Origin of the sequence: Peribacillus sp. NPDC101481, assembly GCF_044767165.1 — a bacterium.
Lineage (GTDB): Bacteria > Bacillota > Bacilli > Bacillales > DSM-1321 > Peribacillus.
Map to the genome: position 1 here is coordinate 53296 of NZ_JBIWNJ010000007.1, position 25861 is coordinate 79156.

23 protein-coding genes are annotated in these 25861 nt (G+C 41.7%); 13 read left to right on the plus strand and 10 right to left on the minus strand.

From position 1 onward, the window contains the following. Window positions 1-23: 23 nt before the first annotated feature. From ACIROD_RS24940 to nagA, 3 genes are read right to left on the minus strand one after another with little or no spacing between them, the layout of a single operon-like run. Entirely contained in the window at window positions 24-746 is a 723-nt protein-coding gene (locus tag ACIROD_RS24940; protein ID WP_101225693.1) for a GntR family transcriptional regulator, read from the minus strand. Between the two features lie 15 nt (window positions 747-761). Continuing rightward, window positions 762-1496 carry a glucosamine-6-phosphate deaminase gene (gene nagB / locus ACIROD_RS24945; protein WP_402945353.1) on the minus strand — a complete coding sequence of 245 codons (735 nt, stop codon included), beginning with the start codon at window positions 1494-1496 and terminating at the stop codon, window positions 762-764. Beyond that, window positions 1496-2674: an N-acetylglucosamine-6-phosphate deacetylase gene (gene nagA, locus ACIROD_RS24950; protein ID WP_402945356.1), complete on the minus strand. Its 1179-nt coding sequence runs from the start codon at window positions 2672-2674 to the stop codon at window positions 1496-1498. The genes nagB and nagA overlap by 1 nt, the downstream gene beginning before the upstream one ends. Before the next feature lie 299 nt (window positions 2675-2973). Here nagA and nagE point away from each other — a divergent pair, with 299 nt between their 5' ends. Continuing rightward, a complete protein-coding gene (gene nagE / locus ACIROD_RS24955; protein WP_402945359.1) occupies window positions 2974-4884 on the plus strand; it encodes an N-acetylglucosamine-specific PTS transporter subunit IIBC in 1911 nt (636 codons plus the stop codon). Between the two features lie 319 nt (window positions 4885-5203). On the opposite strand, the gene ACIROD_RS24960 is transcribed toward nagE, so the two are convergent. Genes ACIROD_RS24960 through ACIROD_RS24975 form a run of 4 tightly spaced genes read right to left on the minus strand, consistent with a single transcriptional unit; the run spans window position 5204 to window position 9060 of the window. Further along, window positions 5204-6025 (minus strand): ABC transporter ATP-binding protein, encoded by an 822-nt coding sequence (locus ACIROD_RS24960; RefSeq protein WP_402945369.1) that lies wholly within the window; start codon window positions 6023-6025, stop codon window positions 5204-5206. A gap of 15 nt (window positions 6026-6040) precedes the next feature. Then, the gene (locus ACIROD_RS24965) at window positions 6041-7063 is read right to left on the minus strand and encodes a FecCD family ABC transporter permease (protein WP_402945372.1); all 1023 of its coding nucleotides are present in this window, start codon (window positions 7061-7063) and stop codon (window positions 6041-6043) included. Beyond that, a complete protein-coding gene (locus ACIROD_RS24970) occupies window positions 7056-8063 on the minus strand; it encodes a FecCD family ABC transporter permease (protein ID WP_402945375.1) in 1008 nt (335 codons plus the stop codon). Before ACIROD_RS24970 ends, ACIROD_RS24965 begins: the two co-directional genes overlap by 8 nt. Window positions 8064-8085: 22 nt before the next feature. Beyond that, window positions 8086-9060, minus strand: a complete 975-nt coding sequence (locus ACIROD_RS24975) for an iron-hydroxamate ABC transporter substrate-binding protein (protein WP_402945378.1) — start codon at window positions 9058-9060, stop codon at window positions 8086-8088. A 437-nt stretch (window positions 9061-9497) separates the two neighbouring features. On the opposite strand from ACIROD_RS24975, the gene ACIROD_RS24980 reads away from it, so the two are divergent. The 5 genes from ACIROD_RS24980 (at window position 9498) to ACIROD_RS25000 (ending at window position 13045) form a co-directional block, all read left to right on the plus strand. Continuing rightward, entirely contained in the window at window positions 9498-10367 is an 870-nt protein-coding gene (locus tag ACIROD_RS24980; protein WP_402945381.1) for an alpha/beta hydrolase, read from the plus strand. 169 nt (window positions 10368-10536) lie between these two features. Beyond that, window positions 10537-10710, plus strand: coding sequence for an MbtH family NRPS accessory protein (locus ACIROD_RS24985; RefSeq protein WP_402945384.1), 174 nt, complete (start codon window positions 10537-10539; stop codon window positions 10708-10710). Further along, complete coding sequence (locus ACIROD_RS24990) at window positions 10707-12155, plus strand: DHA2 family efflux MFS transporter permease subunit (RefSeq protein WP_402945387.1); 1449 nt, start codon at window positions 10707-10709, stop codon at window positions 12153-12155. Before ACIROD_RS24985 ends, ACIROD_RS24990 begins: the two co-directional genes overlap by 4 nt. A gap of 102 nt (window positions 12156-12257) precedes the next feature. Further along, entirely contained in the window at window positions 12258-12593 is a 336-nt protein-coding gene (locus ACIROD_RS24995; protein ID WP_402945390.1) for a 4'-phosphopantetheinyl transferase family protein, read from the plus strand. Then, on the plus strand, window positions 12575-13045 hold the full coding sequence (locus ACIROD_RS25000; RefSeq protein WP_402945393.1) for an MFS transporter: 471 nt from the start codon (window positions 12575-12577) through the stop codon (window positions 13043-13045). Before ACIROD_RS24995 ends, ACIROD_RS25000 begins: the two co-directional genes overlap by 19 nt. A gap of 414 nt (window positions 13046-13459) precedes the next feature. Here ACIROD_RS25000 and ACIROD_RS25005 read toward each other — a convergent pair whose 3' ends face one another. After that, window positions 13460-15193, minus strand: a complete 1734-nt coding sequence (locus ACIROD_RS25005; RefSeq protein WP_260359309.1) for an AAA family ATPase — start codon at window positions 15191-15193, stop codon at window positions 13460-13462. 249 nt (window positions 15194-15442) lie between these two features. Here ACIROD_RS25005 and def point away from each other — a divergent pair, with 249 nt between their 5' ends. Further along, window positions 15443-16021 carry a peptide deformylase gene (def, locus tag ACIROD_RS25010; RefSeq protein WP_101225705.1) on the plus strand — a complete coding sequence of 193 codons (579 nt, stop codon included), beginning with the start codon at window positions 15443-15445 and terminating at the stop codon, window positions 16019-16021. 286 nt (window positions 16022-16307) lie between these two features. Here def and ACIROD_RS25015 read toward each other — a convergent pair whose 3' ends face one another. Next, on the minus strand, window positions 16308-17822 hold the full coding sequence (locus tag ACIROD_RS25015; RefSeq protein WP_260359310.1) for an MDR family MFS transporter: 1515 nt from the start codon (window positions 17820-17822) through the stop codon (window positions 16308-16310). A 129-nt stretch (window positions 17823-17951) separates the two neighbouring features. On the opposite strand from ACIROD_RS25015, the gene ACIROD_RS25020 reads away from it, so the two are divergent. The 4 genes from ACIROD_RS25020 (at window position 17952) to ACIROD_RS25035 (ending at window position 22592) form a co-directional block, all read left to right on the plus strand. Then, window positions 17952-18431, plus strand: a complete 480-nt coding sequence (locus ACIROD_RS25020) for a MarR family transcriptional regulator (protein WP_230178679.1) — start codon at window positions 17952-17954, stop codon at window positions 18429-18431. Window positions 18432-18618: 187 nt separating this feature from the next. Further along, window positions 18619-19464: an iron uptake system protein EfeO gene (gene efeO, locus ACIROD_RS25025; protein WP_101225708.1), complete on the plus strand. Its 846-nt coding sequence runs from the start codon at window positions 18619-18621 to the stop codon at window positions 19462-19464. After that, window positions 19465-20757 carry an iron uptake transporter deferrochelatase/peroxidase subunit gene (gene efeB / locus ACIROD_RS25030; RefSeq protein ID WP_402945402.1) on the plus strand — a complete coding sequence of 431 codons (1293 nt, stop codon included), beginning with the start codon at window positions 19465-19467 and terminating at the stop codon, window positions 20755-20757. It abuts the gene before it with no gap. 80 nt (window positions 20758-20837) lie between these two features. Beyond that, on the plus strand, window positions 20838-22592 hold the full coding sequence (locus ACIROD_RS25035; protein ID WP_402945407.1) for an FTR1 family iron permease: 1755 nt from the start codon (window positions 20838-20840) through the stop codon (window positions 22590-22592). Between the two features lie 42 nt (window positions 22593-22634). Here ACIROD_RS25035 and ACIROD_RS25040 read toward each other — a convergent pair whose 3' ends face one another. Beyond that, window positions 22635-23060 carry a DUF4395 domain-containing protein gene (locus ACIROD_RS25040; RefSeq protein ID WP_101225711.1) on the minus strand — a complete coding sequence of 142 codons (426 nt, stop codon included), beginning with the start codon at window positions 23058-23060 and terminating at the stop codon, window positions 22635-22637. Window positions 23061-23784: 724 nt separating this feature from the next. On the opposite strand from ACIROD_RS25040, the gene ACIROD_RS25045 reads away from it, so the two are divergent. After that, window positions 23785-24216: a MerR family transcriptional regulator gene (locus ACIROD_RS25045; RefSeq protein ID WP_286141468.1), complete on the plus strand. Its 432-nt coding sequence runs from the start codon at window positions 23785-23787 to the stop codon at window positions 24214-24216. Between the two features lie 189 nt (window positions 24217-24405). Next, entirely contained in the window at window positions 24406-25704 is a 1299-nt protein-coding gene (locus ACIROD_RS25050) for a hemolysin family protein (RefSeq protein ID WP_137019314.1), read from the plus strand. Window positions 25705-25861 lie beyond the last annotated feature (157 nt).

Below are 25861 nucleotides of genomic sequence, written 5' to 3' on the forward strand. Positions count from 1 at the left end.
CCTCCGATTGAAAATAATCAATTTTATCTGCTTATTTTGATACTGAACTTATACCTGTCCGCACGATAAGCCGATTTAACATATTCAAGGGGAGTTCCATCTATCAGGAACGTATGCCTTTGAATGAATAATATGGGTGAGTGCTTTGGAATCGCTAAATGGGTGACTTCTAATTCAGAAGCAATCGATGATTCCAACGTTTGTGTAGCATAGTCTATTTTAAGTTTAACGTAGTTCTCCACATATTGGTAAAGAGAAAGGTTAATGATTTCTTCCGTTAATCCTTTAATTAAATTGGCAGACATGTACACGGTCTCGAGCGCCATTGGAACATCATCAGCCAACCGAATGCGTTTTATTTCATAAACGGGAGCATAAAGGGAAATGTGCAATTCACTGGCAATCTTCTTATCGGCCGGAATGATTTCAAAGCTCAGCAGCTTACTGCTTGGGTTCAAACCCCTGGCTTTCATGTCCTCGGTAAAACTGGTCAACCCATTGAGCTGCTGCTCCAACTTCTTATCGGCGACAAAGGTTCCCCTTCCTTTTTGACGGTATAAGTATCCGTCATTCACCAAATTATTTATGGCTTGCCGGACGGTCATCCGGCTAATTCCGAATTGCTCGGCATATTCACGTTCAGATGGAAGGGCATCGTGCGCTTGGAACTCACCGTTTTCTATTTGTCTTTTTATTTGTTCTTCGATTTGAAAATAAATCGGAAGAGGTGAGTTTTTATCAATCATCGACTTTCGCTCCTTTTAGGGTATTAATACTCCGGATAACGCTTTTTGGTCTGCGATAATTGTAACATTATTATGTTTTTTTAGGATAGATGCAGGGAATTCCTCTGAAATGTCACCGTGTATCAATTTCTTCAGTGTTTCGGCTTTTTCTTCACCAGATATCAACAGCAGAATTTCTTTGCTTTTCATGATTGTTGAAATGCCCATCGTAACGGCATGTGTAGGAACTTCGTCTATGGAATCGAAATAACGTGCATTCGCTTGGCGCGTTGAATCCTCGAGTGTCACGACATGTGTTCCTGATGTGAAGGAAGTTCCAGGTTCATTAAAACCAATATGGCCATTTTGCCCAATGCCAAGTATCTGAAGATCGATCCCTCCGACGGAATCTATCATTTCATCATACAGTTTACATTCTCCGTTGGTGTCATCTGCTGTGCCATTTGGCAGGTGAGTGCGCTCTTTATTTATATTGATGTGAGTGAATAGGGAGTCATTCATATAATAATGGTAACTGTTTCGATCATTTGGTTTTAAACCGATATACTCGTCAAGATTAAAAGACGTTACATGTTCATAAGATGTATGATTGCGCACGTGATCTTCAATCAAATTATCGTACATTCCTTTAGGGGTACCGCCTGTTGCAAGGCCCAATTTGATATTAGGATTTCCTTTGACCTTTCCGATCACTATTTCTGCGGCTGTCCGGCTCATTTCCATGTAGTCCTGCACTTGTATGATATTCATTATACATTCTCCTTTTTAAAAGCTATATTTCCTCTGCAGAACGTCATTTCAACGTCCAAGCGGTCATTCAATATTACAAGATCGGCGTCTTTGCCGACCTGGATGCTTCCTTTTCTGTCAAAAATCCGAAGTTGTTTGGCAGGGTTTTCCGCCGTCATTTTTATAATGTCAGTCATGGAACAATCGGTATATTCCATTGTGTTCTTGATGGCATCGTTCATTTTCAATATACTGCCGGCTAGTGTACCATCTGAAAGCGTTGCTTTCGTTTCGTTAACATACACAGGCTGACCGCCTAAATCATAGGTTCCCTTTTCAAGCCATTTGGCACGAAGCGAATCCGTTATCAAGATCATTCGTTCGCTGGTAATTTGGTTATATGCCAGCTTGATCATTTCCGGCCTGCAATGAATGCCGTCAGCAATAAGTTCAACATATAGCTCGTCTCGAAGATAAGCAGCTCCCAAAACACCGGGTTCACGGTGATGGAGTCCCCGCATCCCATTATAAAGATGTGTAACGTGGGTAGTCCCTGCTTGGATTGCTTCATCGATTTGGTCATATGTTGCATCTGAATGTCCAATGGAAGCGACGACGCCAGTTGCCTTTAAGTGAGCGGCAAGATCTAATCCGTTTGGTTGTTCAGGAGCAAGCGTTACAAGCTTGATTTGATTTTCGGCCATTTCCTGCCACCTTTTAAATAGAGTGACATCAGGGTCAACGATATGCTCTTCAGGCTGTGCTCCTTTACGGACCGGTGATATGAAAGGACCTTCTAAATGGATTCCAATTATTTCAGCGTGTTCTTGTGATTGATTTTCGATATATTTACCAGCATTAAGAAGTGCTGATTGAATGGCTTCGGCAGTTTGAGTCATTGTAGTGGCCAGAAAGCTGGTGGTTCCTTCTTTGGGAAGAGTCTCTGCCATTGTGGATAATGCTTCATGTGTGGCATCCATTGCATCGGAATTGGATGCTCCGTGAATGTGGATGTCGATCGCACCGGGAATTACCTGATAATCCGGTGAAAGAGTAATTACCTCGGCATCATCGTCCTGTTTGTATTGGCTGACTGGACCAACCTCGGCAATTTTTCCATCCACGACTTTAATATACCCATTTTTGTATGTTTCCTTTTCGCTATGAACTATTAGATTATTAATAATGAATGTTTTCATACATAATCTCCTTTATGAAAGTAAAACTTAATGAATGAGTCAATATATTTTGCCCTCATTTTATCGTTTTTATTAAAAGTTGTCTAGACCAGTTAGGGTATATCAGGATTAAAAAAGCATTTTTTGCTTTTTTTTCGAAGAAATTAGTATATTTTTAAGTGAATTGGTATAGACATCTATATATTTTCTGTGCTAGTATAAGCCAAAGAAAAGTTATTATATTGATAAAATGAAAACGCTTTATACGTCTTTTCGTTCTGCTGAATCAAAAGAAGTTAGGAACAAGGGAGATGAGTTCGATGTTAAATTTTTTACAAAAGATAGGTAAGGCTTTAATGTTACCGATTGCTGTTTTGCCAGCAGCGGCTTTATTGCTTCGTTTAGGGCAACCGGATTTACTCAATATTCCATTTATGGCTGCCTCGGGACAAGCCATTTTTGATAATCTTGCCATATTGTTCGCTTTAGGTATAGCGATTGGATTATCCAAAGATGGAAGCGGTGCTGCGGCATTGGCAGGTCTTGTTGGTTACTTTGTTTTAACGAATGGTACACAAGCGATTAATAAAGATATCAACATGGCTGTTTTAGGCGGTATTATATCCGGTATAGTTGCCGCTCTTCTATATAATAGATACTCCGACATAAGACTCCCTGAATGGCTTGGATTCTTTTCAGGGAAACGATTCGTCCCGATCATCACTTCGCTTGCGATGATTATACTTGCGGCAATATTCGGTTTTGTTTGGCCGCCGATTCAAGATGTAATCAATAGTGTTGGTGACTGGATTACAGGTGCAGGGGCATTGGGTGCCGGCGTATTCGGCGTTTTGAATCGCTTATTGCTTCCAGTAGGCCTGCATCATGTCTTGAATAGTATGGTTTGGTTCGTCTTTGGTGAGTACAATGGAGCGACAGGTGATATAAATCGTTTCTTCGCAGGGGACCCGACTGCTGGGCCCTTCATGACCGGCTTTTTCCCGATCATGATGTTCGGTCTTCCAGCTGCGGCATTAGCGATGATTGCAGCTGCAAAGAAAGAGAAACGTAAATTGGTGACGGGGATGCTTGTTGGGTTAGCTTTCACTTCTTTCCTTACAGGAATCACTGAACCGATTGAATTTCTGTTCATGTTCATCGCACCGGTGTTATATGTAATACATGCCCTTTTAACCGGGGTCTCCCTGGCACTTGCTGTTATATTGGATATCCATCATGGTTTTGGATTCTCCGCAGGAGCCATTGATTATTTCTTGAACTTTGGTATTGCGCAAAAACCGCTATGGTTAATACCGATTGGCTTAGTATACGCGGCAGTTTACTTCGTGATTTTCTATTTTGTCATCAAGGTCATGGATTTAAAAACACCTGGCCGTGAAGACGATGAGGAAGAAGTGGAAGAAGAAACTATTGTGAAAACAGGGGATAAATATACCGATATGGGATCGCTTTTCATTCAAGATCTTGGCGGTAAAGAGAATATAAAGCTAATTGATAACTGTGCAACACGCTTGCGTTTACAAGTGGCCGATTCAGGAAATGTGAATGAAGCAGCCTTAAAACGGCATGGTGCGCGCGGTGTCATGAAGTTGAATAAATCGAGTGTGCAGGTCATTGTTGGAACGAATGTTGAATTCGTTGCAAATGCAATGAAACAACTTGTCAAGAATGGCGTCGACCCAAGCCAAGTGAAAGCAGTTCCATCTGCACAAGTGGCAGAGGATATAGTAGAGGGAAACCAAGCTTTGGGTGTAAATGACTTTGTCCTTCCAATTGAAGGAACGGTTTTACCGATAGAACAAGTTCCCGATCAAGTGTTTGCTATGAAAATGATGGGGGATGGCTTTGCTATCGAGCCAGTCAACGGAAAACTAGTATCCCCAATCGATGGGGAAGTGCTAAGTATCTTCCCGACAAAACATGCACTGGGATTGAAAATGGATAATGGTCTGGAAATTTTGATCCATGTTGGTTTAGATACAGTTAAATTAAATGGAGAAGGGTTTACATCTCTTGTACAAGAGGGTCAAAGACTAACAAAAGGAACACCTCTTTTGGAAATTGATTTAGATTTCATAAAACGGAATGCCCCATCAACGGTCACTCCTATTATATTCACTAACTTACCTGAAGGAACGGCAGTGAAATTGCAAAAGTCAGGGATCCAGAAACAAAATACACCAGATATCATCAAGTTGGAAAAACTATAAATTTATCAAAAAAGGGATGTCGACATTGTCGACATCCCTTTAGACTGTGGACAAACTCAATGAAAAGCGAGTTTGCCTGCAGTTTTTTTTATGGCTTGTACAATTTGGATGTTGATTTCACTCAAGAAACTCGCTTTCCGCGGGCGATCGTGGAGCCTCCTTGGCTTGCGCCTGCTGAGTCTCACACATTCGCTCCAATCAACTATGTTTTTAAAATTCAGATGGAAACCGAACTTGAGGAGTTGGTTTGGGTCAGTTGATTCGGGAATATCATTTGATGAAATATACGTTTTCCGAACCACTTTTAGAAGCACACCTTTCAATTGGATGAAACGGCTTCTTTATATACTTCTTGCTGTGATAAATTGTCATAACCAAAACAAACGGGTGCCCCATTGGCAGGATCTATCATGACCCTTGCATGAATACGAAAGACTTCTTCTAAAACGGGAGGTGTAATGATTTCGGTGGGGGTACCGATTTTAACGATTTCTCCTTCCTTCATCGTTATGATTTCATGTGAAAACCGGGACGCATGGTTAATATCATGCAGCACCATGACAGTCGTTATTTTTTGTTCTTTATTAAGCTTTTCAACTATTTGCAAAACCTCCAGTTGATGAGCCATATCAAGGTAGGTGGTCGGCTCATCCAATAATAAAATCTCCGTTTTCTGTGCTAAAGCCATCGCTAGCCAAACTTTTTGTCTTTGACCACCGGAAAGATTTGTGATCTCCCGGTTTCTAAATGAAAGGGTTTTGGTGATATCCATGGCCCATTCAATCGTTTCTTTATCTTCTTTCATTAATTTATTTACATTATTGCGGTGCGGATACCTTCCATATGAAATAAGCTCCTCTACCTTCAATTGGGCTGGAGCAACCGGGTTTTGGGGAAGTAGAGCCAAGTGCTTGGCAATCTGCTTCGTATGGATCTTATGTAAATCCTGACCTTGTAAAAAAACGCTTCCGCTCTTTTGCTTTAGAATGCGGCCTATCGTTTTCAGTAATGTGGATTTACCACAGCCATTAGGACCAATGATGGTAGTGACCAGGCCTTCTTTTATTTCCAAGTTCAAGTCTTTGAACACCGTGAATTTCTCGTAATTCGTTTCTAGATTTTCCATGCGGAGAATACTCACTGATCATCTCTCCTTCTACGATTTAGCTTTAATTAGTAAATAAAGAAAATATGGGACACCAATAATTGAGATGACGATCCCAACTGGCAATTCAGCCGGTGCAAAAACGGTTTTTGCGATAAAGTCGGATGCGATCACCAGCAATGCGCCAATTGCTCCCGATACTGGAATTACCTGATTGTGATGGATACCTACAAGGTGCTTTGCTATGTGGGGAGCCATTAAACCTACGAATCCGATATTTCCCGATACTGAAACGGAGGCGCCCACCAATCCGATGCTGCAGAGTAAAAGGATGATCGTTTCCTTTTCTACTGAAACCCCCAAACTTTTAACGCTCGATTCTTCCAACTGATACAAATCCAGTAAATACGCCTTTTTCTTAATAATCGGAATCAGGACTATCATCCATGGTAACATCGATGCGATGTATTTCCAGTTCGCATCATATATCGTTCCTGAAAGCCAAACCGTTGCCATTTCAAAATCGGTTGACTTCATTTTTAATGATAAATATAAGGAAAGGGCACCAAATGCCGAGCCTATGGCGATTCCGGTCAGTAAAAGGCGGCCCATGTCCAGGGTGCCATTCTTCCAAGAGAAAAGGAAAATCAATAGGGCTGCCAAAAGCCCGCCTACCAAACCGAATAGCGGAAAACTCATAATGGAGAACCAGTCCGAGCCGCTGTTTTGACCTTGATAGAAAAACATGAAAATGACAATGGCCGTACCAGCACCGGCATTAATACCGAGAATACCGGAATCGGCTAAGCCATTTTTCGTAACCCCTTGAATGACAGTCCCTGCAATTCCTAAGCTCACTCCCACCAAACCGGCGATCACAATGCGGGGGAGCCTGAAATCAAAGATGACCAAATCAAAATCGGAAACTGGATTCACCCTGAATAATGTCTGAAGGACAGCTTTGACGGTCATGTCGAATGTACCGGATATCAAACTAAAATAACTTGTAATAACGATTAAACATAAAATGATGGTCATCGTAATGGTGAAGCGCCACCGAGTATTCTTATCCATTCTTTTCTCCTCCTCTCGTTCTAATTAAGTACAGGAAGAAAGGAATGCCGATCAGGGAAGTAACGACTCCTATGGGGGTTTCGAATGGATAATTAACAAACCGGCTCAAGACATCGCAAAGAGCTAGAAAAACCGCACCGATTACCCCAGCACATGGAACGATCCACTTATAATCTATTCCAATTAAAAACCGGGTGATGTGGGGGATGATAAGTCCAACAAAACCGATTTTCCCTACAAGCGCCACTGCGATTCCCGTTAAGCAAATGACGGAAAGGAGGGCCACAGCTTTTACTATTTTTGTGCGCTGACCTAAATTGATGGAAATTTCTTCGCCTAAAGATAATATCGTAATGGATTTTGAGATGAATAGGGCGAGGATGATTCCCACCATTCCACACGGTATCGCCAATTTTAGTACATTGGGATCGATCTGGTGCAATCTCGAGTTATACCAAAAACTTACATTCTGGGAAATTTGGAAATAGGATGCTATGGCAGCAGAAATACTGCTTAAAAATGTCCCGATCACAGTTCCGATTATGGCTATTCGAACGGGTGATAATCCATTTGGAAGCAGCGACCCAAAACCAAAGACAATTCCGGCTCCCAATGCAGAACCTAACATGGAAAAGAGGATCATTTGGAATGAAGACATACCTGGAGCAAATACCATACAAAGTGTAATTACGAAAGCAGAGCCATCCGTCACTCCCATGATTGAAGGGGATGCAAGATAATTTCTTGTCATCCCCTGCATGAGTGCTCCTGATATGGCTAAAAATGCCCCGACGAGTAGGGCACCCAAAACTCTAGGCAAGCGAGAAGCCATAATGATCGTATGGTCAACGTTACTCGAGTCATAGTGGAAAATGGCATTCCATACCGTTATGGAATCTATATTTTTGGCACCATATAAAATCGATAATACGATGGAGAAGCAAATCAATAGAGGTGCCATACAAAGAATTATTATTGGTAATGAATTTGTTTTTGCCATATCAATCAACGCACCTTACTGTTTATTTAGCTAATTCTTCCGTTGCAGCCTTCAGGAAAGCTGTTTTACTCCAAGCCGTTCCACCTTGAGCAAGGGGGTCAACCGAGTTTACAAACACTTTATTGTCTTTTACTGCCGTGATGCTCTTCCAAATGGAGTTGTTTTCCAAATCTTTTAACGCTTCCGGTTTTTGTGCATTTTCACTTTCCGAGAATTGCAAGAAGACATAATCTGGGTCCAGTTCTGCAAATTTTTCTAATGAAATCATTTCTTGTGCTTTAATAGGCTTAATTTCTTCAGGGACAGTCAAGCCTAGATCTTTATAAATTATCGGGTTGAAATATACATCCTCAGGATATAGGAATAGGCTGCCGTTCCGGATTCTCACCACTAAAGCCTTTTTATCCTTCAGTTTTTCACCAATTTCCAGTTTTGCTTTTGCGGCGTCATCATTATAGGTTGTGATGATTTTTTCAGCTTGATCTTTTTTTCCGGCAAGGCTGGCCATTAACCGCAGGTTGTCTTCCCAATTTGTCGAAATATGTGAATAAGGGAATGTTGGTGCCACTTTTTCCAATTGTTCCGTCACATTAGCTGGGGATTTAGATGACCACATGATCACATCAGGTTTCATCCCAAGAATAGTTTCATAGTTCGGCTGCATTTTTTCACCGATCGACTTAGCACCTTCGAGGTCTTTAGCCAAATATTCAGGTATTTCTCCACCTACAGTAACAACACCAGAAGGTTTAATCCCTAATATGGCTGCATCCTCCATTGATTCTAAACTAGCAGTGGCGATACTGGTGACTTTGGCTGGGATTGTATACTCCTTATCCAGATATGTGACGGTTTGGGTCTTTGCTTCTTTTTTCGCCGTATCTGTTACCTTGCTCTTCTGTGAAGCATCCTCGGAAGTCTTTTCGGCATTGCCGCAAGCTCCAAGTCCTAAACTGAATACTGTTGCCATTCCAAGTACGAATAATTGCTTTTTCATTAGTCGATTCCCCTTTTTGAAATATATTAAATATCATTTATCGCTGCTTCATAGGATCGAAAACAAATCCTTATTGGTTGAATATCTATTTCACTTCCTTTGCCTGTTGAAATTAACAATAGCTTAACAAAATGACGTGTGTTAGTGATAACGATTATCATTATCAATTCAACATGCTATTAAATATATAATTAATTTTCAATTATTTCAAGAATAATTTTCCATATTGATGTTTTTGGTATGTCAAAAAGGCTTTGAAAATCGGTGGGGAAAGGGGGTGGGAAAGCTCCTTTTTGTAAAATGATAGGGAAAAATTATCGGTGTATGTTGATATATTCATTGAGAAAGATTATCATTATCGGTGTTGTGCAATGATATTCTTTTAAAAATTACCTGAATAAAATTACTAGTATTAGAGGTTGGAGGAATTCATTTAGATGATGCATAAAAAAATGGACAAAAGCGTAATGGACAAAACTGCTGCCAGCACAGAGGTTACGATCAAAGGAACTCAACAGATTCCCATGCAGTCGAGTGCCGGGAAACGTGAATACCAAATCTTTGTATCAAAACCATTGGAAGAGCCGCCACCCTCGGGATATCCAGTCATTTATTTGCTTGATGCCAATTCGGTATTTGGAACGATGGTTGAGGCGGTACGATTGCAATCGCGCCGGCCGGAAAAGTCAGGCGTGGTTCCCGCCATCATTGTGGGTATTGGATATGCCACCAATGCACCATTTTCTTCTGAACGTTATTATGATTTCACTCTGCCCGTTGCGGTTAGCGAGTTACCAGTAAGACCAGACGGAAGTCCATGGCCTTCACATGGAGGGGCGGAAAACTTTCTGAAATTCATAGAAGACGATTTAAAACCGGAAATCGGTAAAAGGTATAAGGTCGATTACAATAGCCAAACGCTTTTCGGGCATTCCCTTGGCGGTCTTTTCGCTTTATATGTTCTTTTTGAAAATCCGTATGCTTTCCAAACATACATAGCTGGGAGCCCATCTCTCCATTGGAACAAAAAGTGGTTCCGTGAGGAGGAGGATAGGTTTCTTTCCCGATTGAATCAAGGAAATGGTGATATTTCCTTATTGCTTGGCGTGGGTGAACTGGAGGGCACCCATAAAAGCGGCATGAACGAAAATGCTTTGGAATTATCAAAACGATTATCCTTAAAAGATAGCGGAGTGAATGTTCAATTCAAGGAGTTTGAAGAAGAGGGGCATCTTTCAGTTTTGCCGCCTTTGATTAACAGGGCCATACGTTTTGCTTTGAAGAGAAATGTGCCTGGTAAGAAATAGGTCTTTCTCAGTAAATCCGTGGAGGGCACTTGACCATTAAGTTATAAATATATATCATTACCTGTAGGTTCCAATTGATAATGATTATCATTATTAGTTGGGCTGGGAGATTGCTAATAAACATTCACTATCAAGAATTTGAAAAAATTATGAAGGAGGACAATGACTGATGACCAACCGTTTCGTGAATGAAAATGGGATCTACAATGAATTTATAAATGAAGAAGGTCGGCATTCCCTTTGGCCCGCCTTTTTGGTTATTCCAGAAGGCTGGTCATTGATATATCGAGAGGACTGCTGGAAATACATAAAACTAGTTGCTAGCATTGATGGAACAAAATGAAAACAAGGATACAAATGGGCCCTAAAATAGTAGTGTGCATCGTTTATGTCATAGCGATGTTCATGGTTTCGATGGACGGGACGATTGTCAATGTGATCCTCCCGACAATCAGTAATGAATTTAACCTAGATCCTTCTTCAACCAGTGGCATTAATATTGGATATTTAGTTAGCCTGGCTGTCTTCCTTCCAGTAGCGGGTTGGCTAGGGGATCGATTTGGGACCAAGAAGATCTTCTTGATTGCATTGGCTGTCTTTACGGCTGCTTCCTTTTTATGCGGCTTTGCCAATAATCTGCAAACCTTGAACTTGTTCAGGGTTTTGCAGGGGGCTGGAGGCGGGATTCTGACACCGGTGGGAATGGCGATTTTATTCAGAACGTTCTCTCCGGAGGAACGGCCAAAGGTTTCCCGTTCCCTTGTGCTGCCCATTGCATTCGCACCAGCCATTGGTCCGATCGTTGGCGGGTTCTTCACGGAGCAGCTGTCTTGGCGTTGGGCATTTTATATAAATGTTCCTTTCGGGATTATGGTCCTGTTAATCGGTGTACTGTTTTTAAAAGAACATAAAGAGCCTACGGCTGGCAGGTTGGACCTTCCGGGATTCCTGCTTTCAGCTTCAGGCTTTTCCATGCTGATGTATGCAATGAACATAGGTCCATCAAAAGGATGGGACTCCCCCATTATCATGTATACAGGGATTATCGGTGCAGTTCTTATTCTCTCATTTATTCTATTGGAACTGCGAGTGGACCAGCCGATGCTTGATTTGCGTTTATTATCTGATCGATTGTTTCGGACATTGGGCATCATCTCATTATTTTCAATGGCCGGCTTATTGGGGATGCTCTTTGTGTTCCCGTTAATGTATCAAAGTGCGCTTCGTGCTTCAGCCTTGGAAAGCGGGCTGACGACATTCCCGGAAGCCATAGGTTTGATGGTGGCATCCCGGATGATGCCTTTGACTACAAAGAAACTGGGCATACATCAGGTGATCCAGTTGGGGCTGCTTAGCACAATCATCATTTATACCTTGATTAGCCTCGTGGGGCCGACAGCCAACCCGTGGTTCCTTCGGGCCCTATTATTTAGCGTCGGCGTATGTTTGGGACATACAGTTGTGGCCATACAGTACTCCACTTTCACTAATATCAACTCGGCTTCGATGGGGATGGCCGCCACATTGTTCAATGTTCAAAACCGGATTGGCTCTGCGATGGGTGTCGCCATCCTAGCCAGCATCCTGGGGGCAGCGGGCGCTGACACGATGGGAACGAATGGGCATGTTAACTTATCATCCTATCAATTCGCTCTCTTCGGTTCTGCCATTTTGCTCGTCATAGCCCTATTATTTGCGATGCGTTTAAAGAAGGATGATTTTAAGGCCACCATACCGAAACAGGACAGGGCTAATTCCCTTGATGTAAAACCGGTCAAAAGCGGGTAAGTTCACTCATTCAGTTAATGTATCGGGTTGAGGGAGGTCACTGTGATTTTAACCAGTGGCCTCCCCTTCATTTTGCTGCAGTAAGGAGTAGGGGCAGGAGAAATGGTTGAATTATATATATGTAAATTGCCTCTAAAGAAAGAGGAGTCCGACTTAAATAAGCTGCTTGTCCATGTTTCAGCCGAAAGGCAAAATCGGGTGAAAAGGTTCGTCAAGTTGGATGATGCGTACCGTTCTTTGTTGGTACGGTTTGTTCTTAAAGAACGATACGGTCCAGTTAAGGAAGGACTGGATTGGATGACAAATTCATTTGGGAAGCCTTTTTCATCCAATTTTCCATCGTTCCATTATAATATTTCCCATTCCGGTGAGTATGTCGTTTGTGCCGTGCATGATGCAGAAGTGGGAGTGGATATAAAGTGGGCAGGAAGAAAATGATCATTTCTTGTGTCGCACTTTTTGGCACATTTACGTTATTGACAGGTTATGCTCAAGGGCCGGTTGATTTTGCCATTTACCGGTTTGCGGCTGGGCTGGGCCTTGGGGGGAATCCTCCCTTGTTGGTCGTTCTTACTTCGGAATATTCACCTAAGTCCATTAAAAATATAATGGTGGGCGTCATGTTTAGCGGTTATTCGATCGGAGGCATTTTGGTGTCGCTATTAGGAATGAAAGTGATTCCGGATCTAGGTTGGCAGTGGATGTTTTTCATAGGTGCCATTCCGCTAGTATCCAGTTTATTTACGTTTGGCGCCATTTGTTTAATTTTACTTGGTTTTAAACCGGGAACAATCGTTTTATATTTCTTGGTTGCAGTAGCAGGGGCGGCATCCATAGGATCGCAAATTAAACAATGCATATATTTCAACTTTCTATCCAACTTATATTAAATCGACAGCACTTGGCTGGGCACTTGGAATCGGCAGGTTCGGTGCCATTCTGGGACCTTCGATTGGCGGAGTATTAATAGAGTTAAAGTTGCCCATTTATTTTGCCAGATATGTGGTCGTGGATTTAAAAGTTATAATGAAAATGCTAAATACTGTTCCCAGATCTGTAAAGGGACAGCCTACATAAAATATGAATTAAAGAAATGTAGTCAATGCGGGAAGAAGTACAAACCAAGAAAGGATTGTTCTTTGGATTGCAGCAGCAAGGGCAGGAAAAACCGTAAAGGATCTGGTTAATTTCCCAGCATTCATTTCTGCTTTACGGATTGCTTCCGTATATGGTCAAAAAAAAGAGCCTGTTTTATTGAAAACAGGCTCTAAATATTAGGTCTTAAGACTCAGCGGAAAAGAGTATTATGCATTCGAGCATATGCTGGTTATTTCTGCTGCATCAACGATACGCTGAACTTCAGATCCCTCAAGTGTTTCTTTTTTCAATAACTCTTCAACAAGCTCTTCATACTGTAGGCGATTCGAGTCAATCAACATTTCCGTTTCAGAAATCGCTTTCGTGAATAATTCCTGCATCTTTTGCTCCTTCTCGCCTTTATTAAAGGTGAGGGTAAATCCATCTTGAAGCATTCCGGTATCGACCATTTGTTCAAGTAGATGTTTCGCCTGCTGCACATCCCCGCCTACACCGATGCTATGTTCTCCTAAATACATTCTTTCCGCCACGCCGCCTGCTAAAATCATTTTGACTTGATCAAGCAATTCACTGGCTGTTGCCAGATGGAGTTCTTTAGGTATTGGCGCTACATACCCAAGGGCTTCCCCACGCGGGATGATGGTTGCCTTTCGAACGGAACCGGGCTTTGTCAAAGCTGCGATCAAGGCATGTCCACTTTCATGGATGGCCACGCGCCGCTTCGTATCCACATCATTCAAGGTACGTGATGTCGCTCCAAGTATCGTGCGATCAATGGCGTAATCAAGATCCTGTTTACGAATCATATCCTGTTCATTCCTCAGGGCATGACGTGATGCAGTATCGAACAGGGAGCTTAAGTCAGCACCGGAGAAACCGGATGTACTTTCAGCCAACTCATCCAGGGAAGCAAGGACATCTGTCGCCAGACGCTTACCCTTCGTATGGATATTGATGATTTCCTTTCTTCCTTGTGTATCCGGAAGTGGAACTTGGAAAGAGAAATCGATCCTGCCTGGTCGTAGAAATGCCTCATCGAGCATATCTTTCCGGTTGGTCGCTGCAATGAATAAAATCCCTTCATTTGGATGGCCCCCATCCAATTGCACTAGCAGTTCAGTTAACGTTTTTTCGCCTTCTTCACCGCCATGAGCTTTCCTTTTACCAGCCAATGCGTCGACTTCATCGATGAAAATGACAGCTGGCGATTGCTTACGTGCATTTTGGAAAAGGCTGCGGACACGGGCTGCACCGACTCCAACAAACATTTCGTTGAAGGCTGAACCGCTCGTTGAGAAGAAGTTTGCACCAAGCTCTTTTGCGATTGCCTGTGCAAGCAAGGTTTTCCCCGTTCCAGGGGGGCCGTATAATAAAATGCCTTGAGGCGGCTTAATTCCAATTTTAGCTGAACGCTCAGGTTCCTTTAGTGTAGTGAGTGTCTGCAGGATTTCATGTTTGATTTCGGATTGCAAACCGCCTACATCATCCAAAGTTATCTCTGGCAGGGGCTTTGGGGTGGAAAGGCTTTGTTTTTTACTGCCGATCCGCAATCCGCCCTTTGATTTTTTCTGTATAATGACAGCGGTTGTGACGAGAGCCGCCATTAATCCGCCTAAAATCCATAATGCTGATTTATTAGTTGATGAAAAAGAATATTGAACGTTATAAGTTTCGACAAGTTTATTGATCATTTGACTGTTGGGAGGAATACTGGAAACGTATTCTCCATCTGGTGTGGAGATGTGAAGAGTGCCATTTCTTTTTTCTTCAATGGTGACAAGGGCTCCATCTTGGGCTTTAATCGTCTTTTCCACCGAGGAAAAAGGAATGACCATATCCTTTGACTGAGTAACAACATACCAACTGATTCCAGAAATTATCACAATGAGAGCCGTCAGGAACGGCAGCAATTTCGAAACTAATTTAGAGTTCGAGTTCAATTTTTCATCTCCTTTAAGTATATATATTCAGTATAAAATTTTTAAACATGTTATCTATAGGTCTTTATGCCTTAAATTAAAGGTAAATAATGTTAAAGCCAAGAAATAATATTTATTACGAAAGTTTAAAGAGTCCGGAATTTAGAAATATTTAATCTAACCGGCATATTAGACTTTTTAAATGCGAAATGCTAAAGTGAAATGGTCTAAGTCATGAAAAAATAAAATGGTAGAAGAGTGTGAAGTTCTATGAGTAAATTTATAAAAGACTATATGATTACGATGAAGGATATCGTTAGAGAAGGTGATCCCATTCTGCGTCAGGTAACGGATGAAGTTAGCCTGCCGATTTCGGATGAAGATCGTGAAACGTTGGAATGCATGATGCAATACCTGAAAAACAGCCAGGACCCAAAACTCCAAAAGAAGTACAACTTACGTGAAGGAGTTGGGTTGTCTGCAAATCAGATAGGCTTGAATAAACGCATGTTCGTCATGTATTTTCCCGATGAAAAAGGGAAGCTGTTTGAATATGCCCTTGTGAATCCGAAAATCATCAGCCATTCTGCCACAATGATCTATTTACCGCAAAGTGAAGGCTGCCTTTCCGTCGACCGTGACATTAAGGGGTATGTACCTCGTTATGAACGGGTTAAAATCAAAGCTTTGGATGGTAATGGTGAGGAAATAGAGATGCGGCTGAAGGGCTTTGCTGCAATCGTGTTTCAACATGAGTTAGATCATTTAAACGGGATGATGTTTTATGACCGGATCAACACCGAAAACCCTTTCAAGCTTCCGGAAAACGTGGAAGTGAAAAGTCTGTAAGGCAAAAAGGCAAAGCGACATGCTTTGCCTTTTTACTGTTTTATGGCTGCACAAGCATATCCTCTTCCATATGCTTATGCAGATCACTGAGTATGGCAAGGTTCTGTTAGCTTAGCCAAGAGTTCGGATAATGTACCCTAATATAAGAAATGCCTCTGGTTTAACTGTCTCCAAAACATACGTCCTTCAAACTTCTCACCTCGGTATGATCTTTCGACTATCTTCACTTCCTATTTATAGAAGGGAGATGAAAAACAAAAAGCGCTGCAAATGCAGCGCTTTTTGTTTAGTGTAAGTATTCCTTTTTTGAAGGTGTTTCCACTCTTGTTTTACCCATGAAGAATACCGTGATTGCTGCAAGACCGATCGGAATGAGAGCCAAGGTGAATATCAATGATATCGAATCGGACATCGCATGAACGATTTTATCCAGGATAAAGTCCGGAATCTCGGCACGTGCATCCGATTGGAAGAGCTGACGTGGGTCATCCATCAAGCCGGCTGTATCCGGACCTCCTTGCATTCCTTTAAATGCATCCGTCATTTTACTTTGGAATACATTGGTCTGAATCGCTCCATAAATCGTTACACCGAGTGTCATCCCAAATGAACGGAGGAATGAGTTTGTTGAGTTGGCCGACCCCCTGAATCTAGGTTCCAAGTTGTGAATGGACGCAATAGGCAAAAGGGAGAAGGAAAAGCCCATGCCAAATCCAGTCAGAATCATATACAAAGTTAATAAAGTCCTGCTGGTATCAGGGGTGATGGTTCCTAATAGAAGCATTCCTGCAAAATAACAGATGACAGAAACCGTCATTAAGTTGCGAAAACTTGTCTTTGTATTGAATATCCCGCCAACTGCACTGCCGAATACAGAACCAAGCATCATGGGAGTTAGGATCAATCCGGCATTTGTTGCAGAACCACCGTAAACTGCCTGCACGAAAATCGGGATATAGACGGTTAATATAATGAATGTACCGCCATAAAGAATGGCTAAGATCTGAGAAGTGGCAAATAATCGCCTTTTAAACAGCCATAATGAAATGATTGGATCTTTTGCCCTTTTTTCGAAAAAGAAAAATGTAACGAAGAAAACCAAAAAACTGGCAAACAGGCCTATGATGGGAGAGGAACTCCAGCCATACTCCCCGCCCAGTTCGAGAGCGAACATTAAGCTGATAACGGCAATGACGAGTGTTGCTGCGCCACCCCAATCAATTTTTTGCTCTTGGTTGTTGGGTGACTCCTTGTAGTAATTCCAGATGAAAAATAAAGAAATGATCCCAATCGGAACATTGACGTAGAAAATCCAGTGCCAGCTGGAATATTCAGTGATATAAGCGCCTAAAAGTGGTCCCAATACGCTTGATGCCCCAAACACAGCACCGAAAAGTCCAGTTAATTTCCCCCGTTTTTCAGGTGGGAAAATATCAAAAATGATCGTAAAGGCTATAGGCATCAAAGCGCCTCCGCCTATCCCTTGGATTGCACGGAAGATACTTAACTGCACTATGCTCTGGGCCATGCCGCATAATGCGGAGCCGATTAAAAAGACTATAAGTCCAAAAATAAAAAACCTCTTTCTTCCATACATATCGGAAAGCTTACCGAATATCGGCATACTGGCCATCGTGGCGACCATATAGGCAGATGTCACCCATACAAACTTATCGAATCCGCCTAAATCAGAAACGATCGTTCCCATTGCAGTCGCAACAATCGTATTATCCATTGCTGACATCAAGATACCCAATAGTAAACCGGCAACAATGAATTTTTGTTTTTTTTGAGCGTTCATTTATTTTCCTCCTTCGTATCAACCAGTTCATGAATTTCCTTTACATGGTTGAAGGGTAAACGTTAAGATGAAACAAAACATTTATCTTGAAAATCAAGATAAATTTAAGTGTAAAAGGGGTGGCATTTTATGTCAAGCGATAATAAGGTGAATGGAGCTCTGCTAAAGAGCTTAACACACAGATTGCAGCGGTATGGAATGAGATCCGTATTATTTCAACAAAATATGGCCCACAAAATAGGTGTATCCCATACGGACTTAAAGAGTGCTGAAATATTGAATGAAACTGGACCGATTACGGCCGGTGAATTATCCAAAATTACAGGATTGAGCACGGGATCGGTCACGGCACTGATCAATCGCCTTGAGAAATCCGGTTATGTTAAAAGAGAACGAGATCAATTGGACGGAAGACGGGTGATGATTGCACCGATACCCGAAAGGCAGGAACAGATCAAATCGCACTATCAATCGCTTTCTATGGCCACCAAGGAGTTATGTTCATCTTATAATGAACAAGAGCTAATATTGATCAATCAATTTGTTGAGGATATCACAAAAATCATGGACAAAGAAAATGACAAATTAATGAGTGAACGGGAAAGGTAGCCGGTATGCAGGCTGCCTTTTTTATTTTTAGCCAGCTGGCAGTTTCTTATCAATAATACAAGGAGTAGAGTGAAATTTATTTAAAAAAGAATGAACAATGTCACGTTTCCAGTAAAATATATATTGATAATGATTTTCATTATCTGCTAATATGAATCTACAAATCATTTAAAAGGGAGAATACACTATGAAAAAAGCAAAGGCGTCATTAGCGGTCTTACTATCAACCAGCCTATTATTTGGCTGTGCGCAGGAAAAGGAAGAAGCCAAGCCGGCAGATGATAATGCCAAAGAAGCAAGTGCGAGTAAGCTTGATGATGTATCTAGCGAGTACCGGGAATATGCCATCGGTGAAATAGAAGAGTTCGTAAACGCAACGGAAGAATTCACTGAGGCCGTATCTGCCGGTGATATTGAAAAAGCGAAGGAATTATACGCACCAGCCCGTATGCATTATGAGAGAGCGGAACCAATCGCTGAAGTATTTGGGGATCTTGATCCCAAAATCGATGCGCGTGAAGGGGATGTCAAAGATGAAGACTGGGGCGGTTACCATAGGATTGAAATGGGGCTATGGCAAGAAAATACAACAAAGGGCTACGAAAAGTATGCAGAACAATTAATGAGTGACGTCAATTTGCTTCGAGCCAAAGTTGAAACGGTTGAGGTAACACCTGATTTGTTGATCACGGGTGCGGTGGATTTATTGAATGAAGTTTCCACGAGCAAAGTGACAGGAGAAGAAGACCGATACTCCCATACCGACCTGTATGATTTCGTTGCAAATGTTGAAGGTGCAGAAAAGATCTATGAACTGCTTACTCCAGCGCTGAAAGAAAAGGACGCGAAGCTTGCTGAGGAAATCCAACAACGTTTTGACGATGTATACGGCTTGCTTGAAAAGCATAAAGAAGGGGATGGCTACATCTCATATACGGATTTAAAGAAATCTGAAGTCAAGGAGTTAAGTCAAGCAATTGATGCATTGGCTGAACCACTTTCGCAAATAGGGATTGTAACGGAGGAATCTTAATTGAAAGAACATACGCCTAAAGATGAAACCGGACTTTTTACAAAAAAAGTGAGTCGTCGAAATATGTTGAAAACGGCAGGAGTTGGTGGAATCGGAGTCGTGATAGGGGCTTCTGGATTTGGCGGGCTGCTGACACTTTCTGAACAAAGGGCAAAGGGACAAACTAAGGATATCGTTCCTTTTTATGGAGCACATCAAGCCGGTATCACCACTGAGGCGCAAGATAACCTTTACTTCGCATCATTGGAAGTAACCACAGATAAAAGGTCAGACCTAATCCAGTTATTTAAGGATTGGACAGAGGCTGCGGCTCAGATGACTGAGGGGAATTTGATTGGTGAAGCATCACATAATACGAATATGCCCCCAAAGGATACGGGGGAAGCGAAAGAATTATCACCCTCCAATTTAACGATCACTTTTGGAGTGGGTCCGACCCTGTTTTCGAAGGATGGCAAAGATCGATTTGGTTTGAAATCGAAAAGGCCTGCAGAATTAAAGGATCTGCCTCAATTCCCTTTAGATGCTTTAGAAGAAGAATGGAGCGGTGGGGATATTTGTATTCAAGCATGTGCAGATGATCTCCAAGTGGCTTTTCATGCCGTCCGGAACTTAGTGAGGATCGGAAGAGGGAAAACGATCATTCATTGGGCACAAACAGGTTTTCAACGGACTAAGCAAGCCGATTCACAAAAAACGACACCTCGTAACCTTTTCGGGTTTAAGGATGGGACTGTCAATCCGGATACGAATAATGACAATGAAATGAATGAGCATGTTTGGGTGAAGGGTGAGGACGGTCCTGACTGGCTTGTTGGGGGCAGTTATATGGTGGTGCGCCGAATCCAGATGTACATTGAAGTTTGGGACCGGACAATATTGAAAGAACAAGAAAATACGTTTGGCCGTCATCGTGACAGTGGAGCTCCATTAGGAATGAAGAATGAGTTCGATACCGTGGACCTTGAAGCTAAAGATCCAAATGGAAATCGGGTCATTCCGGAAGATTCACATATGAGTCTCTCCAGGGGGGACGGAAAAGCAAAGATATTGAGGCGTCCATATTCATATGCAGATGGAATGGATCCTAAAACAGGGAGCTTCAATGCAGGCTTGCTATTCATTTGTTTTCAGCGAAATCCAAGTGAACAATTCATTCCCATACAAGAGCGACTGGCGAAAAATGATAAGCTCAACGAATATATCGTTCACAAGGGCAGTGCCATGTTCGCTTGTTTACCAGGTGTGAAAAAGGGTGGCTATATTGGGGATTCCCTTTTTGGAAAAATATAATCTCAAATGAGGACGTGAAAATCGCCAGCATGGAAATTATCCAGTTGGCGATTTTAGTTCATGAATAAGGAGGGACCAGTATGACCGTTTCTAAATGGAAGAGTGGGATTTTGGTTTTAATCGTCAGCCTTTTATTTCTTTCGACGGCTGTAAGGGTTGTTTCGGCGGGTGAAAACCATGATCAGCTTTTTGTTTATATTGGCGATAGTTTAATGAAGGTAAAATCCGGAGACCTTGAGGAAGTATCGAAAAATATCGATCTTTTCGAGAAAGATTGGCAAACGATAAAAACGGACAGCAAGAGTGCGAGGGAAGTCGACGAGAGGCTGTCTGCGGTAAAAAGTGCTGTGAGAGACCAAGCCTCCACAGATGAAATCAAGAAGCGATTATCGGCATTATCCAGTACTCTTGTTATTTATGATACCAACGAAAACCCTGTTGACAAGACGGACTATGAAGAACGCTTAGAAGCAATACTACCTTTAATAGATAAGTTGGAAGCTTCGATAACTGAAGGTGACTTTGATCAAGCTAAAGTTCAATATACCAGCCTTCTGAGTCAATGGACCGAAGCAGAGGTCATTGTCAGGGAGAAAAGTGTTGCTGCATATGGTGAATTTGAAACGAAAATGGCCTTTGTGCGGATAGCGATTACCCAAGACCCACCTGATTCGGAAAAAGCCCAAAAAAATCTAGCTGAATTGAAGGGCCTAATCGAGGATTTCCTTGCTGGTAAAGTTGAAGAAGGAAGCCAGGAGAATACCTATTCCCTTGGGGATGTAACGCAACTTTTACAAGGAAGTGCAACGGATATTGAAAAGGGTGACATCGATTCTGCCGTTGATCAGCTAAATGAGATCTTGACAATTTGGCCTAATGTCGAAGGGGAGGTCTCCACAAGGGACAGCAAGCTTTACAGCGATATGGAAACGAAAGTCCCGACCGCAATCAGCCTATTAGAATCGAAAAAGGTAAAGGCGGAGGAAGCGAAGGGAATCGTTTCCGACTTAAACACAAGGTTACTCCCTTTAATTAATGATACGGGATATACGACATGGGATGCCGCTTCGATCCTTTTGCGGGAAGGGTTGGAAGCACTCTTAATTGTAGCTACATTGCTGTCTTTCCTAAAGAAAATCGGGCAAGCGGACAAACAAAAATGGATTTGGACAGGGGTTGGTGCGGGTTTAGTTGCCAGTTCCATATTGGCGGTCATAATCAATATCGTTTTCTCTCAAATCACGGCTGCGTCAAGCCGGGAATATATTGAGGGAATCACTGGGATAATAGCCGTATCGATGATGTTGACAATTGGTCTTTGGCTTCATGGTAAATCGAATGTTCATGCATGGAACCAGTATATCGACAAGCAAATGAACCAAGCCATTGCTACGGGAAGCATCATCTCTTTCGCTTTGATCAGTTTTCTATCCATATTCCGTGAAGGGGCCGAGACGATTATCTTCTATGCCGGTATGGCTCCTTATATGGAATTAAAGCAGCTGCTGAGCGGGATTTTCCTTGCCTTCCTCATTTTAGTGGTAATTGGTTTCATCATGCTGCGCTATAGTGTGAAATTACCGATGACCCTATTCTTTAAAGCGGCAACGGTACTCATATATGCATTGGCTTTCAAGATTCTTGGAGTCTCCATTCATTCACTTCAGGTTTCACAGGTGATACAGACAAATACGATCAGTTCCTTTCCGTTTGTAGAAACGATAGGTCTTTATCCAACAATGGAAACGCTGGTGCCGCAAGCTGTATTAATTTTGCTGATTGTTTTGGCGACCATTTGGGTCAAAAAGAGTAATTCCTTACGTACAACCGAATAATATAATGGGACTGATGCATGTCAGTCCCATTTGTGTGTGGTATTAGCGAATAGATCGGCGATAGGAATATTGCTTCCATTGATAAAGGATAAAGCAGCCGATGCAGAATCCAAGGATGGCTATGAGAGAAGCCAATCCGACCATCAAGGTGAATATATAACCGGTAACATCCCAACCCAGCAAAAAAGATATGAATCCAAGTCCTAAGCAAACGACAGCTATTGCTTGGTTGAACTGTTGCTGTGAATGATCTTCAGGAATATAATCGGAGGGTTTCTTTTTAAGAAAGAGCTTGGCGAGACGCATCACTGGATTGAAATTGAAGAGAAGACCTAAAAGTCCTGCAGTTAAAGGAATCACTAATATCCACATTTGTCCCGTTAATAAGGCGGTGGCTACGCTTAACAAAATGACCCATTGATTCGTTCGTACTAAAGGACGGGGAATGGAACGGATTTCACTCGTCATACTAATACCAACCTTCCTGATATGTTTTGTTTATATTTTATCTTTATTTTAATCATATGTGAAGTCTAACAAATTAAAGATAAAACCTTATTTATAATAATTTTAATTTAGTATTGATTATCATTAATAAAGTAGTATAATATGTATAACAAGCAAATAAAGTGAGGAGGACAGTATAAATGGTAGCAAAAGTTTGTGAAACATGCGGAACACCAATAAAAAAGCTAAAGCATTCTGCCCTTTGCCAATGCGGTCCTAAGATATTGAGCAATCAATTCTCAGTTAAAACGAAAAAATAAATCTGTGGAATAGATCATAAATTAAACCATTAATCGGTTTGAGTTTATAGACAAAAGGGGTTCCATCTTAATTTTTTATACAAAGTTGATTGGAGCGGGTGTTCGAGGCTCCAGCGGGAAAAGCGTGCTCACGGAGACCCAGCAGGCAAACCGAAGAGGCTCTCGGACCGCCCGCGGAAAGCGAGTGCCCTACGTTCCAATCAACGTTCATATTTTATACATTCTCAAAAATGCAGGCAATCTTAATTAATATCAAGTTTGTCTACAGTCTGAACCGATTATTCAATTAATCGGTTTTTGTTTTTCCAATGAAGGGTAAAGAGGTAATAAATATTTTCCATTTCAATTAAAATAATGTACGATTAGGGAATAGAATAAAACGTCATGGAGGAAAAAGACATACTTTCAGTTTGTCAAACCATCACGTGACGGTTAGGAGGGGTTATGTTGGGAACGAGACTTTAAAAATTGGCGAGTTGGCGGAAATGGCGAATGTTACGAAAAGAACTGTAGATTATTATACAAACCTAGGCTTGCTTAAAGCAGAACGTTCCGCCTCTAATTACCGTTATTATTCAGTCGGTGAACTTGAAAGGCTTCGCCGTATCGAGGGATACAAAAGAGAAAACCTTTCATTGGAAGATATTAAAGAATTACTTAAGAAGGATAAGGAAGACACATCAGCAATTGAGGAAAAAGGTCTTCAACTCAAGAATAAAATGGATGGCCTGAACGAGGAACTTCAGGAATTCATTAGCTTGATTGAAAAGGACGGAAAAAGTGAGCTTCTTCTAAAAAAACAGATATCCCGCGAAAGCATGGCCTTAATCCAATCATTGCTAGTGTTGCTGGTATGATTAAAATTTATCCCTATAGTTTTTTGCACAAAGGTGCATATTAACGAAATAGGCTAAAGGGTTTTGATTAGGCAAAAATCGCTTTTTGAAACGAAAATAACCATTTATACAGGAGGTGCTTGGGATTTAGCCGTACATGTCTAATCCGAAGGTCAGAAGGATGGGCACAATATGGCGAACCCGCACATATTGGAGATATTTATAAAATTATTAGCAGTAGCTGTATTAATAGCATTAACCGCATTTTTCGTTGCATCGGAATTTGCAATCGTGAAAGTCAGAAGTTCCCGAATCAATCAATTGATTGAGGAAGGGCATAGAAATGCCCTTGCAGCCAAGAAAGTGACATCACATATCGATGAATACTTATCTGCCTGTCAATTGGGGATTACGGTAACCGCCTTAGGTTTAGGGGTATTGGGTGAACCGACGGTCGAGGCCATCTTAAAACCATTGTTCACTAAATGGGGATTAGAGGAGTCCGTAAGTCACATCATCTCGTTCCTGATCGCCTTCGGTTCTGTAACATTCCTTCATGTTGTTGTCGGCGAACTTGCACCGAAAACTGTTGCGATTCAAAAGGCAGAAGAGGTAACCTTGCTATTTGCAAAGCCGTTAATCCTCTTTTACCGCATTTTGTACCCATTCATTTGGTTACTGAATGGTTCTGCACGTCTCCTGACGGGCATGTTCGGATTAAAGCCTGCGTCCGAGTCCGAAATGGCCCATTCCGAAGAAGAGCTGCGCATCATTTTATCGGAAAGCTATAAAAGCGGTGAGATCAACCAATCAGAATATAAATATGTCAATCAGATATTTGAATTTGATGAGCGCATTGCCAATGAAATCATGGTTCCGCGTACGGAAATGACCGTTATCGAAAAGGGCATGCCATTATTGGAAGTTGTTGAACTGATTCAGGAAGAACAATACACAAGGTATCCGGTCATAGACGGTGATAAAGATAATGTCGTGGGAATGGTCAATATCAAGCGACTTTATACAGCGACGATTACAGAAGATAATGTAACAGCTTTGACGGTGGATTCCTTTGTAACACCCATTATCCGTGTTCTTGAAACGATCGCCATTCATGATTTGCTGCTGAAAATGCAGAAGGAACGGATCCATATGGCTGTTTTGACTGATGAATATGGCGGAACTGCCGGTCTTGTTACGGTTGAAGACATACTTGAAGAAATCGTCGGGGAAATCCGTGATGAATTTGACCAGGATGAACGTCCGCTCATACAAAAGATTGATGAAGGGCATTATGTATTCGACGCAAAAACATTGGTTGAAGATGTCAATGATACCCTTGCGATCGATTTGCCGGAGGAAGATATCGATACATTGGGAGGTTGGTTCCTGACAGGCAGATTCGAGATTGCTGTCGGGGATAAAATCGAATACGCCGGATATGAATTTACTGTAAAGGAAATGGACGGCCACCATGTTTTATATGTTGAAGTGAAGAAGATTAAATAAAGCAGGATTACAACTAGAGCCGAAAGTGGAAACTTTCGGCTTTTATTATGTACGAAGATGTCTATTCGGTGTTTAGAACAATGGTCAAGGCAGACTGTTACTTAATTGGAAAATGAATTCATTAAAAATAACACTGTAGGTAACTATTTTAGCTTGG